The sequence below is a fragment of the Rhodococcus sp. I2R genome, from assembly GCF_020889545.1.
Taxonomy (GTDB): domain Bacteria; phylum Actinomycetota; class Actinomycetes; order Mycobacteriales; family Mycobacteriaceae; genus Rhodococcoides.
Genome location: NZ_JAHUTG010000026.1, coordinates 1 through 14411 on the forward strand (window position 1 = coordinate 1; position 14411 = coordinate 14411).

Below are 14411 nucleotides of genomic sequence, written 5' to 3' on the forward strand. Positions count from 1 at the left end.
GTCGCGTGTGAACGTTGTCCGTCGAAGCGAGAGCCGACACATCACATGAAGGACAGCCAACGGCGTCAGAGCGAAAACGAGCCAAACTCCCGCCTCAACGAACAACTCCAGTATCACTGAGCGAAAATGCATAGCCTGACACGTATTTCCGCTCACGTACGGCGGAGCCGTCCAAGCCGCCATTGCCCTCGCATGCAGACTCGCCGATGTCATGTGGGCGGGAATGAGCCCTACGATCGACGACAGGGAAAGAGTTGAGTCAACCAGTGAAAGCTCAGCGCATACTTTCACCGATCTTCGCAGCACTTGTTGTTGCGGGCATCCTGGTGGCCGTACTACTAGATCAGCCTTGGGCAGGGATTGCCGGCTGGGCGCTGACTGCAGTTTCCGCAACAGCCTGGTTGATCACGGTGCTGTGGCTGCAGCGAAGTTCGATACACAAGTAGACGCGCCTCTCTTGCGCGAGAGCCTCAACCGCTCACATCGAGGAGGAGCCGTCTACGCCGCGCGGTGCACCGGACGAACGTGCTCGTACACGGCAGGCGTTGCACCGTTGTAGAGCGCGAGGTCGACCGCGTCGAGCATCGCCATGCGCGGTCCGCTGCGACCGAGCTGCTTGGCGCTGACGGCCAGGCGAACAAGCCCGTCTCGCCGGGCCGTGCGGCCCGCGCCGATCACCAGCGCTCGACACCACCAGGGTTCGGCCTTGACGCCCTCGCCGATTCCGAGAACGCGGCCGCGCACCACGGTTCCGTTTTCCAGATCATGTATTGCGTTGATACCGGCGGTCATTCGAAACCCAGCATCCTGCAGAGCGGACATGGCTCCAGGCGAGGCCAGCCACCGCGGGGCCGCGAACACCCTTGTGCGCAAACCAGTCTGCTCCATCACGCGATCGGCCGCCATGAGCCGAAGCCGCGCCTCATGACGCGGAAGAGTGGCGAACTCGGCGCGGCGGCGCTTGGTGGCCGCCTGGTCGTAACCGTGCAACACGATGGCGTCTCCCCCGTCACGGCGGGCGCGCAACCACTCCTGCGTACCGGAATCGGTCACAAGCCGATACTTGTCCTTCAATCTAGGCGCGACGAGCAGAGAAACCGCCACCGACCGAGAGTCGAGCTCGCGGGCGAACTCTGCCGCGTGTTCGCAGGTCTCGTCCCTGATTCCGCTAATCGACACGATCAGTCGTCCAGACATGACTCGAGCCTCGCACACCGTGGTGAACGAGGCTCGACGTCGACATGGATGCCGGTTAAACGGCCATCGTTTCCTTGGGGAGAATCCTGTCGATTGCCGCCAGCACCTCGGGTGCATCGGGCTCGGTGCGTGGGCGGAAACGGTTGGTGACGACACCGTCGGGCGAGATCAGGAACTTCTCGAAGTTCCACGTAATGTCACCGGCCTGGCCGTCGGCGTCCTCGGTTTTTGTCAGCTCGGCGTAGAGCGGGTGCCGGTTCTCGCCGTTGACCTCGATCTTCTCCATCATCGGGAAGGTGACGCCATACGTGGTGGAGCAGAAAGTTTCGATCTCCTCGGCGTTTCCGGGCTCCTGGCCGCCGAACTGGTTGCACGGGATGCCGATGACCGACAGGCCCTGCGCGGAGTACTCGGTGGCCAACTTCTCGAGGCTGGCGTACTGCGGCGTCAGGCCACATTTCGAGGCGACATTGACAACCAGGACCGCCCTGCCTGCGTACTCGTCGAGAGAAGTGGGCGCACCGCCCAGCGTGTTGATGCCGATATTCTGGACTTCAGTCATCACACGAACTTACCTGTGAGTACCCAACTACGGGGAATCGACCAGGCGAGAACACACCAGGAGCGGCCACCTACCTGCGGTGGCCGCTCCTGGTGCTTCACCGAACCGGGCGCCGGTGGGATGCGCGGCGCCCGGCAGATTTCACGCCTTGGCGTGCTCTTCCACGACCATGCGCTTGTCGGTCGGCCTGTCGTCCCCACCCGCGGCGTGGCGATCGTCCTCGGGGAGATGATCGTCGACCATGGTTTCCTCGTCGAACGGGAGGTTTCCGTCGAGGACGGTCTTGACGCGGGAGGCGTCCACGGTCTTGGTCCAGGTGCCGACCAGCAGGGTGGCGACGGCGTTGCCGGAGAAGTTGGTAAGCGCACGCGCCTCGGACATGAACCGGTCGATGCCGACGATGAGGCCGACTCCGTCGAGCAATTCCGGACGGTGGCTCTGCAGGCCACCGGCCAGCGTCGCCAAGCCGGCGCCGGAGACGCCTGCTGCGCCCTTGCTGGCGATGATCATGAACAGCAGCAACGAGAACTGCTCGGGGATCGAGAGCGGCATGTTCATCGCGTCGGCGATGAAGATCGAGGCCATCGTCAGGTAGATCGCGGTGCCGTCGAGGTTGAACGAGTAGCCGGTCGGAACCACGATGCCGACGGTGGTGCGCTCGACTCCGACGTGCTCCATCTTGGCGATCAGTCGCGGCAGGGCCGACTCGGAGGAACTGGTGGCGACGATGAGCAGGTATTCACGGGCCAGGTACCTGACCAGCTTGAAGATGGACACTCCGGACACGAAGCGCAGAATCGTGCCGAGGAAGAAGAACACGAAGATGAAGCAGGTGATGTAGAACGCCAGCATCAGGGTGCCGAGCTGGATGACCGCGTCGAACCCGGTCTTGCCGACGACGCCTGCGATGGCACCGAATGCGCCGATCGGAGCGAGCCACAGGATCATGGTCAGAATGCGGAACACGAGCTTCTGCACCGATGCGATGCCCTTGAGGATGCCTTCACCTTGCTTGCCCATGGCCTGCAGGGCGAAGCCGACGAGGATGGCGACGAACAGAGTTTGCAGCACACTTCCGGCGGTCAGCGAGGACACCAGTGTCTCGGGAATGATGCCGGCAATGAAGTCCATGGTGCCGCCTGCGCCCTCGGCTGCGGCTGCATACTGGGAGCCCCCACCGGACGGGATGTCGAGGCCGCTACCGGGCTGAATGAGGTTGCCGACGACCATGCCGATGCCGAGGGCGATGGTCGACATGCCGATGAAGTAGGCGAGCGCCAGGCCACCGACCTTGCCGACGCTGGCTGCCGCTCGTACCGAACCGATGCCGAGCACGATGGTGCAGAAGATGACCGGGCTGATCATCATCTTGATCAGACTGACGAACAGCGTTCCGAGCACTGCCAATTCGGTGGCGAAGTCCTTGGCGGTCAATCCGACGATCACGCCGGCGACGACGGCGATGATCACCGCGATGTACAGCCAATGGGTCTTGTCGCGCTTTTTCTTGGGCGCGGGATCCGGTGTGCGGTTCGCGTCGCCGTCGATGGTGATAGTCATGGGTACGTCCTTCGTGACTTCGGTGGAGTGAGGTGAATCACGCCTTGCTGAGGGACGATGTTTGTTGAGATCGTGACGCCAGTCACCTATACGTTCATTCTGTTCACAGGTTCGACCGAAAGAATCGAGGCACACCAGGTGTCGAAGCGCCCGACGAGCGTTGCGGGGCAGGTGCTCGTCCTGCAGTTGGTCGTCATGGCCGTGGTCGTGATGGCGGGCGCGGCCCTCACCATCGCGAACGAAAGATCCAACAGCGACGATGCCGCGAGACGCGAGGTCGTGGCGGTCGCCGCCAGCATCGCGAACGAGCCCTCCACCGCGCTTGCCGTCACCTCGGCGGATCCGACGACTCCGCTTCAACCCGAGACCGAACGGATCCGCGCGATCACCGGCGTCGATTTCATCGTCGTGATGGCACCGGACCGCACCCGTTTCACTCACACGACGCCCGAGTTGATCGGAAAGCCGTTCAGCGGGAACATCGATCGCGCTCTGGCCGGTGAAACGTTCACCGAGACTTACGTGGGTTCACTCGGGCCGTCGATCCGGTCGGTCACCCCTATCACGGACACCGACGGCAACATCGTGGGACTGGTGTCGGCAGGTGTCACCCGCGCGAGGATCAGCGACCAGTTCTTCGACGGTCTCCCGGTCATCATCGGAGTCGTCCTCGCCGCATTCGTCGTGGCCGCCGTCGGATCGGTGCTGCTCAGCAGGCGTCTTCGGCGTCAGACGCTCGGGATGGCACCGGACGAGCTACGCACGATGTACGAGCATCACGACGCGGTGCTCCATTCCATCGGTGAAGGTCTGGTCGTGTTCGGCCGCGACGGCAATGCGGAGCTCGTCAACGACGAAGCCCGGCGACTGTTGGACCTCCCCGACGGACCGGTACGACGCAGCGATCTCCCGGAGTCACTGCAACACATGGAGTCCGGCACTGTCGACGGAGAACTGCATCTCACCGACACTCGGATCCTCGTCGTCAGCCAGGACCCGGTGATCTGGGACGACCGCCGACTGGGAGATGTGCTGACCATCCGCGATCGGACCGAACTGCAGGGCGTGATGGGCGAACTCGACTCCGTGCGCAGCTTCGCCGAGTCGTTGCGTTCGCAGGCTCACGAATCGGCCAACAGGCTGCACACCGTCATCACGATGGTCGAGCTCGGACGACACTCGGAAGCAGTCGATTTCGCAACCGCCGACCTCGAGCTGTCGCAGCACCTGATCGACCGGTTGATGGGTTCGGTCAACGAGCCGGCCCTGGCTGCGCTCCTGCTCGGCAAGGTCAGTCAGGCGGCCGAGCAGGGCGTCGAACTGACGATCACGGACGACACCGGACTCGATCACGCGGGCAGGGTTACCGCACGCGAACTGGTCACGCTGGTGGGCAATCTGATAGACAATGCAATCGATGCCTCGAAGAAATCGGACCAACCATGGGTCGAAGTGACCGTGCGTGATTCGGCGACCGAGCTCGTGGTACGAGTCTCCGACAGCGGACCGGGCATGTCCGCCGACGTCCTGCAGAGCGCACTGACCCGCGGGTACTCCACCAAAGCCGACTCCCGCGGCCTCGGCCTGGCGCTGGTTTCCCAGGTGGTCAACCGCTATCGCGGAACGTTAACCTCGGAGATCACCTACGGCTCGGTACTGACCGCGACGATCCCCACCACCCGGAGCGAATCGTGATCAGAGTATTGATCGTCGAGGATGAGCCGCTCATCGCCGAGGCGCATCGAACGTACGTCGAGCGGGTGCCGGGCTTCACCGTGGTCGGCACCGCGCACACCGGTTCGGCCGCCATGCGCGCAGCCAGCGAAGCCGTCGATCCGGTCGATCTGGTGCTGCTGGACATCGGCCTGCCCGACGCCAACGGGATCGACGTCGCGGCCGCGCTTGGTGGTCTGCGCCCGAGTCCCGACGTCATCGCCATCACCTCGGAGCGCGACCTGGCCGTGGTGCGCTCGGCCGTCGCGCACGGGGTGGTGCTGTATCTGCTCAAACCGTTCACGTTCGCTGCGTTCCGCGACAAACTCGAGCGCTACCGCGAGTTCCACGACGCCCTGCCTGCGGGTGCCAATGCTGCCAGCCAGCGTGAGATCGACCGAGCGATGTCACACCTGCGTACCGCCGACGAACGCGCTTCCACTCCCAAAGGCATTGCCCCGCAGACGATGGACGGGGTTACCGCCATCGTCCGCGAGGCACCGGACGGCCTCAATGCCTCCGAGGCAGCCAAGCTCGTCGGGGTCTCCCGCGTCACTGCCTGGCGGTATCTCGAGCGGCTCGCCGACGACGGACTCGTCGTGCGGCACACCGAGTATGGCAAGGCCGGGCGCCCGCAGGTCCGCTACGTCTGGCGCTGACGCGCATGTGAGTGGAAATACGTGTCCTGCTATGCATTTCCACGCACATGCGGGAAGCGCCTAGGCGCCGGTCTGCTGCACGATCCAGGCGTACTCGAACGCCACTTCCTTCCACTTCTCGTAGCGCCCGCTGACGCCGCCGTGCCCCGCGTTCATCTCGGTCTTGAGCAGTAGATCGGAGTCACCGGTCTTGGTAGCACGCAGAGCCGCAACCCATTTGGCCGGTTCGACGTAGAGCACGCGGGTGTCGTTGATGGATGTGATCGCGAGGATCGCCGGGTAGTCCTTGGCTTCGACGTTCTCGTAGGGGCTGTAGGACTTCATGTAGTCGTACACCGCCTTGTCCGCCAGTGGATTGCCCCACTCGTCCCACTCGATCACCGTCAGTGGCAGCGACGGGTCGAGAATGGAGGTCAAGGGATCCACGAACGGAACGTTCGCGAGAATACCGTTGAAGAGCTCGGGTGCGAGGTTCGCGACCGCACCCATCAGCAACCCGCCTGCGCTGCCGCCGTCGGCGACGAGATGCTTCGGCGACGTGCGGCCCGAGTCGATCAGATGACGTGCTGCGGCGACGAAGTCGGTGAAGGTGTTCTTCTTCGTCAGCGTCTTGCCGCTGTCGTACCAGTGCCGTCCCATTTCTCCGCCGCCGCGCACGTGCGCAACCACGAAGACGATTCCACGGTCCAGCAGCGACAGCCGAGCCACCGAGAAAGCCGGGTCCATCGATGCCTCGTACGAGCCATAGCCGTACAGCAGGGTCGGAGCCGGTCCGTCGGGCACATCCTTGCGGGCGATGATCGAGAGCGGGATCCGCGTTCCGTCCTCCGCCGTGGCCCAATCACGATGCTGTACATAGTTGCCCGCGTCGAAGTCGCCGAGCACCGGCTGCGACTTTCGCAGCAGCAGCTCACCCGACTTCAGGTCGTAGTCGTACACTTTCGCCGGAGTGACGAACGAGGTGTAGACCATACGTAGCAGTGGCTGATCCCACTCGGGGTTCGCCCCGGCGCCGACGGCGAAGAGTTCCTCGTCGAACTCCATTTCGTGGTATTCGCCGTAGCCGTTGTCATCGAGCGGCCAGATCGCCAGCCGCATCAACGCCTCTCGGCGATAGTTGAGCACGAGGTGATCAGCGAAGGCGTCGACATCCTCGAGGCGTACGTCCTCGCGGTGCGCGACGATGATCGTCTGGTCCGCCGGATCGTCGACGGGAGCCTCCGCGAGCAGGAAGTTCTCCGCCTTCGCGCCGTCGGTGCCCCAACCGTCGACAGATCCGTTGTGCTGGATGAGGAATCGATCCTCGCCCTTTACCACCGCATGTTCGACGCTGTACTCCACCCCGTCCACGCGCGGCAGGACGACCCGAAATTCACCCTTCGGGTTCTCGGATTCGAGAACGAGGCATTCGGAGGTGATCTTCGACCCGACGTAGATCAGCAGGTACTTCTCACTGCGAGTGGAGCCGAACCCGACCCAGTAGCTCTCGTCGGGTTCGTGGAAGACCTGCACGTCCGTCTCGTTGGGCGTCCCCAGTTCGTGACGCCACACGCTGTCCGGACGCCACGACTCGTCGACGGTCTGATAGAACACGTGAGTGTGATCGTAGGACCAGGTCGCCCCGGCCGAGATTCGTTCGATCTCGTCGGCCAGCATTTCACCGGTCCGTAGGTCCTTGAAGCGCAGTGTGTACCGCTCGTCGCCCTCGGTGTCGGTGGAGTAGGCAAGCAAATTGCCGTCCCGGCTGATGGAGAAAGCCCCGATCGAGAAGAAGTCGTGCCCCTCCGCCTCGAGGTTGGCGTCGAGCAGAATCTGCTCACCGGAGATGTCGGTATCGCTGGAGAGCGTCGGCGGTGTCCAGTCGTCGGGAGAGTCGACGGGGCAACGGCATTGCAGACCATACGATTTGCCCTCGATGGTCCGTGAGTAGTACCACCATTCACCCATGCGTGTCGGCACGGACAGGTCGGTTTCCTGCGTGCGGGACTTGATCTCGTCGAAGATCTTTCCTCGCAACGGCTCGAGTCCCGCGGTCTGCTGCTCGGTGTAGGCGTTCTCCGCTTCGAGGTATGCAATGACCTCGGGGTCTTCCTTCGCGCGTAGCCATTCGTAGTTGTCGACGAAGGTGTCTCCGTGGTGAGTGCGCTCGTGCGGGACTTTCTTGGCAACAGGCGGAGTGATCGTCATGGCTTGACCCAATCGTCGAAGTTCAGACCCGAAATTCGTTCGTAGGCCTCGATGTATCGCAGACGCGTCGATGCGACGACGTCGTCCGGGAGCGCGGGAGGCGGGGTGTCGCCGCCGCGATCCCAGCCCGACTCCTCGGTCAACCAGTCGCGGACGTACTGCTTGTCGAAACTCGGTTGCACCTTGCCCTCGGCATAGCCCTCGGCCGGCCAGTACCGCGAGGAGTCCGGTGTGAGTACCTCGTCGGCAAGAACGAGTTGCCCGTCGGGATCGAGGCCGAACTCGAACTTCGTGTCCGCCAGTATGATTCCGCGGTCGAGCGCGAAGCTCGCAGCCTGGTCGTAGATCTCGAGGGTCTTCTCGCGCAGTTCGGTGGCCAGCTTCTCACCGACCTTGTCGACCACGGCGTCGAAGTCCACGTTCTCGTCGTGCTCACCCATCGCAGCCTTGGCAGCCGGGGTGAAGATGGGGGCGTCGAGTTTGCTCGACTCGACGAGGCCCGCCGGCAGCGCGACGCCGCAGACGGCTCCGGTTCGGCGGTAATCGGCGAGACCGGACCCGGTGAGGTACCCGCGGGCGACGCATTCGATGGGCACCATCTCGAGCCTGCGCACGAGAAGAGCACGGCCGATCAGTTCCTGCGGAATGCGCTCGTCGAGCGGGTCGCCGGCGAGGTGGTTCACCCCACCGAGTTCGGCGAAGAAGAACACGCTCATCGCGGTCAGGACCCGTCCCTTGTCGGGGATCGGGGTGTCGAGTACGTGGTCGTATGCGGAGATTCGATCGCTCGCGACGAGAAGCAGATGGTCGTCGTCGACGACATAGAGGTCGCGAACCTTGCCGCCGGCCAGATGCTGGTAGCTACTGAGAGTTGGGCGCACGAAATCAACCCTATCTTCCCCTGGTGGCGACCCGTCTCGGTGCCAGGACAACAATGGTTGGTAATGACAACGAACAGTGGGATCTCGAACAGCGAGGGCATCGGATTCAGGTCCGAGCGTGGGCCGGTGCTCATCGCGATCATGCTCAGCACCTCGCTCGTCGCGCTGGACTCGACGATCATCGCCACTGCAGTGTTGACTATCGTTGGCGATTTGGGCGGTTTCAACCAGTTTCCCTGGCTGTTCTCGATCTATCTGCTGGCACAGGCGGTATCCGTACCGGTCTACGGCAAGCTCGCCGATCTGTTCGGTCGCAAGAAGATCATGCTGTTCGGGATCGGCGTCTTCCTGCTCGGCTCGATTCTGTGCGGGTTGGCGTGGAGCATGCCAGCGCTCATCGCGTTCCGCGCGATCCAGGGTCTCGGCGCCGGGGCTGTGCAGCCGATGTCCATCACCATCGCCGGCGACATCTACACCCTCGCCGAACGCGCAAAGGTGCAGGGGTATCTGGCAAGCGTGTGGGCGATGTCCGCGGTGCTGGGCCCAGCGCTCGGCGGCATCTTTTCGCAGTATCTCTCGTGGCGGTGGATCTTCTTCGTCAACATCCCGCTGTGCATCTTGGCTGCCTGGATGCTGATCCGACGCTTCCACGAGGGTGAGATGAGCCGTCGACGGCCCAAGATCGACTACCTCGGTGCCGGCCTTCTCACGATCGGGGCTGCGGCGGTGCTGCTCGGGTTGCTCGAAGGTGGGCAGGCCTGGAGCTGGACATCAGGCGCTTCCGTCGCGATCTTCACCGTCGGCATTGCCTCTCTGGCACTGTTCGCCTGGCAGCAGAGCCGCGCCCCGGAGCCGATACTGCCGCTGTGGGTGTTCACTCGCCGGGTGCTGGTCGTCAGCAGTCTGATCTCTCTGCTCGTCGGCGCCCTCGTGCTCGGATTGACGTCGTACATCCCTACCTTCGTGCAGGGAGTGCTCGGCACCGGTGCGATCGTGGCGGGTTTTTCGCTGGCGACGTTGACGATCGGGTGGCCGATCGCGGCCTCGCAGTCCGGCAGGTTCTATCTGCGGTTCGGTTTCCGTGCGACGGCGTTGACGGGCGGGACGATCGCCGTCATCGGGTCCATCCTCGGGTCGCTGATCACGGAGAATTCACAGATCTGGCAGATCGCGACGGTGTGCTTCGTCATCGGTCTCGGCCTGGGGCTGATCGCGAGCCCGACGCTGATCGCCGCTCAGTCGAGCGTGGAGTGGTCCGAGCGGGGCGTCGCCACCTCGACGAACATGTTCGCGCGCTCCATCGGAAGCGCCGTGGGCGTCGCGATCTTCGGTGCGATCGTCAACTCCCGCATCTCCGGTCCCGGCGAACCCGACCCGGGCCAGCTGTCCGACGCCATCCACCTGGTATTTCTGGGCGTCGCCGCGGCGGCGGTGCTCATGCTCGCGGCGGCGACTCTGATGCCCAAGGCGCCTAAAGGCGCAGGTGCGTGAAAATACATAGCAGGACACGTATTTCCACGCACATGCGCGGAGCGCCTAGAGACCGACGCGCTCGAGCATCGCGTCGAACTCGTCGCTCGCCTCGGCCTGGCTGCGCCCGGCGGCGAGGGCGCCGTTGTACACCGCGAGGGCTTCTTCCTGGTATGCCTTGTACTTCTCGAGCCACTGCTCGGAGTTGACCCGCCAGTAGCCGATGATCTCGAACTGCCGTACCGGAAATCCCAACACCTTGCGGACGTACTTTCGCACCGCACGTGAGGTCGAGGCCTCACCGGCGAACCAGACGTAGCCTTCACCGTCCGGGAGCTCGAAGCTCTCGACCGCGTTCTCGAGCACGCTCGCGCAGTCGCCGTTGCCGGAGCCGACGCGCCAGTCGTAGGTCACCTCGCCTGCGGTCTCGAAAGTCTGGATGTCCCCGCGCTCGAGCACCTCGACGATCACGTGCGCGCGGGCTCCCGCCGGAAGCTGTTCGACGGCTCGTCCCAGGGCGGGTAGCCCGGTCATGTCGGCGACGAGCAACTGCCACCGCGCGGTCTCGGGAACGTTGTACCAGCGGCGCGGCCGAGTGAGCAGAATGGTCTGCCCGGCGGTGGCGCTGAGCGCCCAGGCGGACGCGACGCCGCCCTCGTGGGCGACGAAGTCGATCACCAAGCGTCCCGAAGCCGGGTCGAATCGGCGAACCGTGTAGTTGCGGCCTTCCGGGATCGGATCGATGCCGTGGAACCACCACACGCCGTCGATCGCGGTCATGGCAGGTGGGCGGTCCTCGCCGTCACGGGGGAAGAAGACGGTTACACATTCGTCGGGCGAACCGTTGGAGACGTACTGTGCGATGTCCTCGCCCCCGAACGTCACGCGCACCATGTGTGGTGTCAGCTGCGCGGCGTCGACGACCTCCGCGAACCAGCAGCCTGCTTTCTCCGTCATTCACCGTCCTCGTTCCAGAACTCGTACGTGTCGGTGGCCCCTCTGCTCGGGTGCTTTCGAGTCTCGCACACCGGCACATCCACGCTCACGTGTGCGAGGCCGCCGAGAATTCGACGACGGTCGATCCCCAGCCCAGTGGGCCGAACCGCGGCACGCCGCCGTTCGCCTCGGACACGAGCGCGGCCAGTTCGGCCTCGGTGCGCAGTCCTGATCCGTACAGGCACAGCCGGCGCAGGTCGTCCTCGGTGTCGTGCTCGTCGGTCGTCGACGGATCGAGCAGGTCGGTCACGAGGACGACGCGTTGTGCGGAGCCGACGAGAGTGCGCACGAGTAGCGCGGCATCGGCGTCGGGGAGCATGTCGACGACACCTACAACCACGGCGAGGTCCACCGGCACTGCGAGAGGGGTGAACTCGCTGGCATCGATGCGCTGAATGCGGTCGCGGCGTGCAGCGGCGACGTCGGCGAGGTTTCTCTCCCCCAGCGCAGGAAGTCCGACGAGGAAGATCTCGAGATCCGGCAGTAACCGTGCCAACGTATCGGCGTACACGCCTGCGCCCTCGCCGTAGACGGCGATGCTGCGCACGTCGGTCAGGTCGATTGCGTCGGGAAGCGCTGGTGCGCGGTACACCGCCTCGAACGAGGCCTCCTCGTGATACCCAGTCGCGAAACCCGGTTCGAGTGCCTTGTCGACGAACCCGTGACCGGTTGCGGGAGAGCCTGTGCGCACCGCATCGAGCAGCCCGAGAAAGGCCATGTCCATGCGGGTGTGAATGCTGTCGAATGTCAGCGACTGTGTGATGAAGGCATCCTCGTCGGCGAGAATCGATCCCATCTCGGTTAATGCATAGCGCTCGCCGCCGAGGGCCAACAAGTCCATGAGCGCGAGGTGGCGCAGCAGTTTCTCCGTGGCAGCGGGGTGCGATTGGCACTGCGCAGCAATGGCTTCCACCGTATCTGCTCCACCGTCGACCGCGGAGAACACCCCCAACGTCACAGCCGTTCTGATTGCCAACGGTGGCAACAACTCCGAGAGCTCGTGCAATGTCTCGGCTGCGCCGTCCTCGCCGGTCGCGGCCGGGTCGCTGTCCGGTGCGGCCTCACGCCGCTTCCAGTAACCCGCGATTTCGATGAACTGCTTGCCGAGCACCTTGTCCTGCTTGGCCCAGCGGCGCAACGGCTTGATGGTCGCCGCCTCACCCGCCACCCACAGGTACGGCTGACCAGGTCGCCACTCCGCGGACTGGACGGACTCGACCAAGCGGGATTCCCCGTCGCTCTCGGACCGGTACAGCCACGTGATATCCACGTCCGCATCGGATTTCAGGTCCTGGCGATGCGCAGGTTCGGCCACCTCGATCACCACGGTGGCGGGCAAATCCGGTGGCAACTTTTCGAGGCAGTGCGCGATGGCGGGCAGTGCCGTTTCGTCGCCGGCGACGAGCATCCACTCCACGCCACGCGGGAGAGAGGACGAGTGCTTCGGTCCGGCGACGAGGATCTTCTCCCCCGGCTGCACCCGAGCGGCCCACTCGGCGGCAAGCCCGCCCTCGTGCACGACGAAATCGATGTCCATCTCACGTGCGCGAGAGTCGAATCTCCGCACCGTGTACGTCCGGCTGTACTGAAACGAACCCGAGGGCCAGTCGACGGTCCCGTCCGAGGAATTCTTGGGGACCTCGAACGGAAGCGTGCCCGTCGCCGGATCGACCGGCAACAGCTTGATGTCGTCGTCGAAACCATGGGTACGCACCGGAGGAAGGTCGATACCGTCGCGCACGTGCCGGTCCATCGACGGTCCGCCGATGGTCACCCGCCGCATACCCGGCGTGACATCCTCGACCCGCAGTACATCCATCTCACGCATGCGGATCGGAAAGACCTCGACCTCGCGGACGGTTCCCGCCATCGGAAAAGACTCCTCTTGTTCGTGTTGTTCAGTACTCGCCCAGCGCAACGGCCACCCAGGCCGACACGGTCGGATCGGCAGCGAGAGTGGGAAAGTCGACATCCGGTGCACCCGCAGACCGCCATCGCTCCACCAACCCCATGATTCGGATGGAGTCCAAGCCCTCGTCGAGCAGATTCATCTCGTCACTGATCGACGAGCGTGGCTGATCGAGGGCGGTGGCGATATCACCGATGACGGTCTCGCGGGTGAGCACAGTTTCTTCTCTCTTTTCTGGGCAAACACTTCTGTTTACTGGGCGAACGTTTCTTCGACCAGGTCGAGGGTTCCCATGACGCCGTCGTAGTCCGGGCGGTAGCTCGTTGCGGGGAGCTCGTACACCTGGTTCTCAGCGAATGCGGGCAGCGAGGTGTACAGCGGATCCTGCTGCAGTTGCTCGAGAGTGCGACCGGCGACCGGAACGACGAACATCACCGGGGCATCGCCCACCTGCGTGAGTAGTTCGTTGCTGATGATGAACGAGTCACCCGAGCCGTAGAGCTCCGGGTTGTTCGCCTTGGTCATCACGTCGTCCGCCTCGAAGCCGACGCTGGCGAGCAGCTCCGGCAGCGCGGCGGTCGGCGGGATGAACGCCGGCTCGTCGGTGGCGAGAGACAGGAAGTAGGCAACCGGAGCCCCCGGAACGGTGATGGACTCCTTCACCTCGGCCACCTTGTCCTCGTAGGCCTCCAAGAGGCCGTCGACCTTGTCGCTCTCGCCGGCGGCGTCGGCCACGGCTTCGAGCTCGCCCTGCCAGGTATTGACCGAGGACGGGATCAGCACCGTGGGCGCGATGGCCGCGAGCTGGTCGTAGGCCTCCTCTGCCAGTACGGCGGAAAAGCCCTGCCCGCCTCCGATGATCAGGTCGGGCTCGGCCAGCGCGATGGCCTCGATGTTGAGGGTCTCACCGGCGGGCAACTCCTCGGTGCCCTGCGCCTCGGCCTTCTCGGCCCACTGGGGAGGGAAGCCGCCATCGAGATTGGTGACACCGAGCAAGCGTGTGTCGGTGATCGCGATCGGAGCGTCGAGCGTGAACAGGTACCCGGCGAGCCCGGCCGAGAGCACCGCGATGCGCTGCGGTTCCGCTGGAACGGTGATCTCGCCCCGGCTGGTCTCGACGGTCCGAGTGTCACTGGCACCTTCCTCGGCCGGGGTGTCGCCACTGGAGCAGGCGGCGAGGCCGAGGACAACTGCAGCGGAGGCAGCGATCGCTACGACCGTGCGCAGGCCGCGTCCGCGGGACTGTGAATGTGACACTGCGGTTGATGACACTGTGG

Annotated in this window: 12 protein-coding genes; 3 read left to right on the forward strand and 9 right to left on the reverse strand. The window is 64.3% G+C overall.

What is annotated here, in order from left to right; translation table 11 throughout:
* Nucleotides 1-498: 498 nt before the first annotated feature.
* The 3 genes from KVY23_RS21215 to KVY23_RS21225 all read right to left on the reverse strand — a co-directional run bounded on the left by KVY23_RS21215 (nt 499) and on the right by KVY23_RS21225 (nt 3319).
* Nucleotides 499-1197, reverse strand: a complete 699-nt coding sequence (locus KVY23_RS21215) for a DUF2334 domain-containing protein (protein WP_206510975.1) — start codon at nt 1195-1197, stop codon at nt 499-501.
* Nucleotides 1198-1252: 55 nt separating this feature from the next.
* Nucleotides 1253-1762, reverse strand: coding sequence for a glutathione peroxidase (locus KVY23_RS21220; protein WP_269417429.1), 510 nt, complete (start codon nt 1760-1762; stop codon nt 1253-1255).
* A 138-nt stretch (nt 1763-1900) separates the two neighbouring features.
* A complete protein-coding gene (locus KVY23_RS21225; RefSeq protein ID WP_230558137.1) occupies nt 1901-3319 on the reverse strand; it encodes a cation:dicarboxylate symporter family transporter in 1419 nt (472 codons plus the stop codon).
* Between the two features lie 57 nt (nt 3320-3376).
* Between KVY23_RS21225 and KVY23_RS21230 the strand changes: the two genes are divergently transcribed.
* On the forward strand, nt 3377-5014 hold the full coding sequence (locus tag KVY23_RS21230; RefSeq protein ID WP_374108756.1) for an ATP-binding protein: 1638 nt from the start codon (nt 3377-3379) through the stop codon (nt 5012-5014).
* Nucleotides 5011-5691 carry a response regulator gene (locus tag KVY23_RS21235; protein WP_075841039.1) on the forward strand — a complete coding sequence of 227 codons (681 nt, stop codon included), beginning with the start codon at nt 5011-5013 and terminating at the stop codon, nt 5689-5691. Before KVY23_RS21230 ends, KVY23_RS21235 begins: the two co-directional genes overlap by 4 nt.
* Nucleotides 5692-5751: 60 nt before the next feature.
* Here KVY23_RS21235 and KVY23_RS21240 read toward each other — a convergent pair whose 3' ends face one another.
* The gene (locus KVY23_RS21240) at nt 5752-7878 is read right to left on the reverse strand and encodes a S9 family peptidase (protein WP_230558138.1); all 2127 of its coding nucleotides are present in this window, start codon (nt 7876-7878) and stop codon (nt 5752-5754) included.
* Nucleotides 7875-8759, reverse strand: a complete 885-nt coding sequence (locus KVY23_RS21245) for a phosphoribosylaminoimidazolesuccinocarboxamide synthase (RefSeq protein WP_230558139.1) — start codon at nt 8757-8759, stop codon at nt 7875-7877. The genes KVY23_RS21240 and KVY23_RS21245 overlap by 4 nt, the downstream gene beginning before the upstream one ends.
* A gap of 63 nt (nt 8760-8822) precedes the next feature.
* Here KVY23_RS21245 and KVY23_RS21250 point away from each other — a divergent pair, with 63 nt between their 5' ends.
* A complete protein-coding gene (locus KVY23_RS21250; RefSeq protein WP_230558140.1) occupies nt 8823-10250 on the forward strand; it encodes an MDR family MFS transporter in 1428 nt (475 codons plus the stop codon).
* A gap of 45 nt (nt 10251-10295) precedes the next feature.
* Here the strand turns inward: KVY23_RS21250 and KVY23_RS21255 are convergent, their stop codons facing one another.
* From KVY23_RS21255 to KVY23_RS21270, 4 genes are all read right to left on the reverse strand, one after another.
* Entirely contained in the window at nt 10296-11186 is an 891-nt protein-coding gene (locus KVY23_RS21255) for a siderophore-interacting protein (protein WP_230558141.1), read from the reverse strand.
* Nucleotides 11187-11271: 85 nt separating this feature from the next.
* Complete coding sequence (locus tag KVY23_RS21260; protein WP_230558142.1) at nt 11272-13095, reverse strand: siderophore-interacting protein; 1824 nt, start codon at nt 13093-13095, stop codon at nt 11272-11274.
* 28 nt (nt 13096-13123) lie between these two features.
* Nucleotides 13124-13351 carry a phosphopantetheine-binding protein gene (locus KVY23_RS21265; RefSeq protein ID WP_075841035.1) on the reverse strand — a complete coding sequence of 76 codons (228 nt, stop codon included), beginning with the start codon at nt 13349-13351 and terminating at the stop codon, nt 13124-13126.
* A 35-nt stretch (nt 13352-13386) separates the two neighbouring features.
* Nucleotides 13387-14406, reverse strand: a complete 1020-nt coding sequence (locus KVY23_RS21270) for an ABC transporter substrate-binding protein (protein WP_230558143.1) — start codon at nt 14404-14406, stop codon at nt 13387-13389.
* Nucleotides 14407-14411 lie beyond the last annotated feature (5 nt).

Coding starts and splice junctions, on each gene's coding strand:
- KVY23_RS21230 (WP_374108756.1), top strand. CDS start 3,377: ATGTTTGTTGAGATCGTGACGCCAGTCACCTATACGTTCATTCTGTTC.
- KVY23_RS21240 (WP_230558138.1), bottom strand. CDS start 7,878: ATGACGATCACTCCGCCTGTTGCCAAGAAAGTCCCGCACGAGCGCACT.
- KVY23_RS21250 (WP_230558140.1), top strand. CDS start 8,823: ATGACAACGAACAGTGGGATCTCGAACAGCGAGGGCATCGGATTCAGG.
- KVY23_RS21260 (WP_230558142.1), bottom strand. CDS start 13,095: ATGGCGGGAACCGTCCGCGAGGTCGAGGTCTTTCCGATCCGCATGCGT.
- KVY23_RS21255 (WP_230558141.1), bottom strand. CDS start 11,186: ATGACGGAGAAAGCAGGCTGCTGGTTCGCGGAGGTCGTCGACGCCGCG.
- KVY23_RS21215 (WP_206510975.1), bottom strand. CDS start 1,197: ATGTCTGGACGACTGATCGTGTCGATTAGCGGAATCAGGGACGAGACC.
- KVY23_RS21225 (WP_230558137.1), bottom strand. CDS start 3,319: ATGACTATCACCATCGACGGCGACGCGAACCGCACACCGGATCCCGCG.